This is a genomic window from Pseudoalteromonas sp. S3785, assembly GCF_005887365.1.
GTDB lineage: Bacteria > Pseudomonadota > Gammaproteobacteria > Enterobacterales > Alteromonadaceae > Pseudoalteromonas.
On sequence record NZ_PNCT01000105.1, the window covers coordinates 1 to 3,458 of the forward strand.

The window sequence follows — 3,458 nt, forward strand, 5'->3', positions numbered from 1 at the left end:
AGCTAACAGCTAACAGCTATTTTTCTTGCATAAAGTTGGTTTTTTGTTAACCTACCTGCCTTCCTTTTTTAGCTTGGTGGGGTGTATATGGCGTTGTTATCTCGTTCGATATTGGCGTTGTGTTTAGCACTTTCAAGTTCTGCAGTTTTAGCTCAGTCGCAGTGCGATGTTGAGTTGAGTCATGGCTTAATAATTACCGACGACGTTATACGTATTCTTGATAAAGGCCAAACCCGCGTGCAAATTAATAACAATAACCAGCTATTTATTCGTGGTTATTGGGTTGATTTAAGCACTGAAGAAAGCAAAGTACTTGAGCAATTTAGTAATGGTATTCGCCATACCGTGCCGGAGCTTGTTAACTTAGCCACTGATGGGGTTAACTTAGGTTTAAGCGCCATTGAACATGTGGTTGAGGGAATGTCTGACAAAGAGCCTGAGGTACTAAAAACCCAGCTCCAGTACGTAGAGCGCGCGCTTATGGATAAATTTAAGCGCGGCGATGACTTCTTTTTTATTGCTCCACAGTCTCTCTCGCAAATTGATGACTTTTTCACTAAAGAAATAAGCCAGCAAATACATTCTGCCGTACATGGCTCGTTAGGCGCTATTTTAATGTCACTTGGTGATGCATTTAAATCACGCGAAGGTAATATTGAAGACCGCATTAACGACATGGGCCAACGTATGAATATTATCTCTAAAGAAATAGATAAATCACTACAAAAAAAGGCCCAGCAACTTGAGCTTAAAGCCTCTGAGTATTGCGAATGTTTAAACGCACTTGATGTGACCGAATCGCGCTTGCAAGCGATAGTTCCGGGCATGGCTGACTTTGATTTAGTGCAGATAAAATCGTAAGGAAAGTGGGGGTTATAAGCTATAAGCTGTTAGTTATTAGTTATTAGTTATTAGTTATTAGTTATTAGTTATTAGTTATTAGCTATCAGCTATCAGTTATCAGTTATCAGTCTTAGGCTTTAATTGCGTTTAGGGTGTCTATTTCTTCAAATACTTCTAAGCTAAAAGTAAATAGCTAGGATTAAGTCGATGAACTTTGAAAACTTAGAAGTTTGGAAACGTTCAGCCCGTTTAAGTGCTGATATATATAAAATCACGAGCTCGATAAAAGATTATGGGTTTAGAGATCAATTAACACGCTCTGGTTTGTCTGTTCCTAGTAATATAGCCGAGGGGATGACCAGAGACAGCAATAAAGAAAAAGTTAGATTTTTAGATATTGCTCGCTCATCAATAGCTGAAGCAAGAACGCAAATTTATATTGGAATAGATATTTGTTATATAGATAAATCCGTTGGTCGAAAGTGGCTTGATGAAACCGTAGCGCTTTCAAAAATGTTGACTAGTTTAATCGCAACATTAAAAATGACCGCTGACCGCTGACCGCTGACCGCTGACCGCTGACCGCTGACCGCTGACCGTTGACCGCTCTATAGTTTAACCTCTCCCTCTTTTAACTCTCTATACTCTCCACTTGCTAAGTTTTCGTCCAGTATAATATTCCCTATTTGCTCGCGGTGTAGTTCTACCACTTTGTTACCTACTGCGGCTAACATGCGTTTAACTTGATGGTATTTACCTTCGCTGATTGATAAGCGTAAGCTGTAGGTGGCAAGTGCTTCTGCTTTAGCTGGGCGAGTGAGATCTTTTTCGTTGTGAAGTTGTACGCCGTTGCGTAGTTGTTCTAATGCGTCTTCGGTTATAGGCTCTTGGGTTTCTACTAAATAGGTTTTTAATTTGTTGTGCTTGGGTGAGGTTATACGATGCGACCAGTCGCCATCGTTGGTAATAAGCACTAAGCCAGTAGTATCTATATCAAGGCGACCTGCTACATGAAAGTCGGCCATATTTGGCTCATCGAGCAAATCAAATACGGTGGGGTGTAGCTCATCTACATTAGCACACACGTAGCCTACAGGTTTGTGCAGCATAAAGTAGCGCTTGCCTAAAAACACCATAGGCTCGCCAGCAAATGTTACTTCATCTTGCTGGGATATTTGAAAATCGAACGCGGTAATAACTTTCCCATTAACTTGCGCTTCTTGGCGCTTAATTGCAGCGCGTGCTTTTGAGCGTGGCAGCTCTGCTAGGTGGCTAATAAATTTATCTAAGCGGCAAGGGAATTTCATTTTAGTTCACATTTTTAGTCGGCTACAATGGCCGCGATTATAGCCGATAGTGAAACCCCATGACAGTAAACTACCCACAAATATTAAAGCTCTATCAAACAAAAATTGAAGCGGGTGAACTACGATTTGATAACGCTCAGCATAGTGCGGTAAATGCGTTGAATAATCTGGGCACACAGTTATGCACAAAAAAATTGTGGTGGCAAAAAGCGCCATTCGTTAAAGGGGTTTATTTGCATGGGCCGGTAGGGCGGGGTAAATCTATGTTGATGGATTTATTTTATAAAAACTTACCCACTGAGCGTAAACAGCGGCTGCATTTTCATCACTTTATGGCGCAGGTACACGCCCAACTTGCTCAATTACAAGGGCAAAAAAATCCACTTACATTGATTGCCAAACAGTGGGCTAAAAATATAAACGTGCTGTGTTTTGATGAGTTTTTTGTTAGTGACATTGGCGATGCAATGATTATGGCAAGGTTATTTAATGCCCTGTTTGATTGTGGGGTTGTGCTGGTGGCAACCTCTAACGTAAAGCCTGAACAGCTCTATTATAATGGCCTACAACGTGCGCGGTTTTTACCTACAATCGATTTAATTAATAACCACTGCCACATAGTTAGTGTGGCCGGGCAAGAAGATCACCGCTTTAGATACGGTAAAAACAACCGCCACTATTTTATTAATTTACCCAATGATGAGTTTAATAAGCTTTTTATTAAACAGTATCCTCAAGCGACTAAAAATCAAAGTTTACAGGTACACTCGCGCGCTTTACCGTATTTATTTAAAGCAAATAACGCACTGATGATTGATTTTATGGCGCTTTGCTCTGGCCCGCGAAGTGCTCAGGATTATATGCTTTTAGCCAAACAGTTTAATGTTTTATATATAGCAAATGTGCCAAAAATGGGTGTAGGCGCAACAGGTAAAGTAATTGTGCATGGTATTGAAGATAGCTACCAACGAGAAAAACAAACTCTTGATGAGCATTATTTAGATGACGAAGCGAGGCGCTTTATTGCATTGGTAGATGAATTTTACGATTGCCACAAGTTATTAGTTATTAATGCGCAGGCGCAGATAGAAACGCTTTATGAAGGTAAAAAATTGAGCTTTGAATATGCGCGAACACAGTCGCGTATTGTTGAAATGCAAAATTGGTAACGCTTTTTATTATTAAAGTTTAAGTGCAACTAGCCGGTGTTTTTTAGTGATTAAGCTATTGTTATCACCACAGAGAAGATAAGGAGAAGTACAGGAGAAGTGACTAGTAATAGTATACTTCCTCGGTGTAGCGCGCAGC

General features: G+C 40.3%; 4 protein-coding genes. 3 read left to right on the forward strand and 1 reads right to left on the reverse strand.

From position 1 onward, the window contains the following. Window positions 1–87: 87 nt before the first annotated feature. Complete coding sequence (locus CWC17_RS18345; protein ID WP_055018931.1) at window positions 88–861, forward strand: YggN family protein; 774 nt, start codon at window positions 88–90, stop codon at window positions 859–861. A gap of 189 nt (window positions 862–1,050) precedes the next feature. Further along, complete coding sequence (locus CWC17_RS18350) at window positions 1,051–1,404, forward strand: four helix bundle protein (protein WP_055016756.1); 354 nt, start codon at window positions 1,051–1,053, stop codon at window positions 1,402–1,404. A 47-nt stretch (window positions 1,405–1,451) separates the two neighbouring features. On the opposite strand, the gene rsuA is transcribed toward CWC17_RS18350, so the two are convergent. Beyond that, window positions 1,452–2,150: a 16S rRNA pseudouridine(516) synthase RsuA gene (rsuA, locus tag CWC17_RS18355; RefSeq protein ID WP_138614538.1), complete on the reverse strand. Its 699-nt coding sequence runs from the start codon at window positions 2,148–2,150 to the stop codon at window positions 1,452–1,454. Between the two features lie 59 nt (window positions 2,151–2,209). Here rsuA and zapE point away from each other — a divergent pair, with 59 nt between their 5' ends. Next, window positions 2,210–3,319, forward strand: coding sequence for a cell division protein ZapE (gene zapE, locus CWC17_RS18360; protein ID WP_138614540.1), 1,110 nt, complete (start codon window positions 2,210–2,212; stop codon window positions 3,317–3,319). Window positions 3,320–3,458 lie beyond the last annotated feature (139 nt).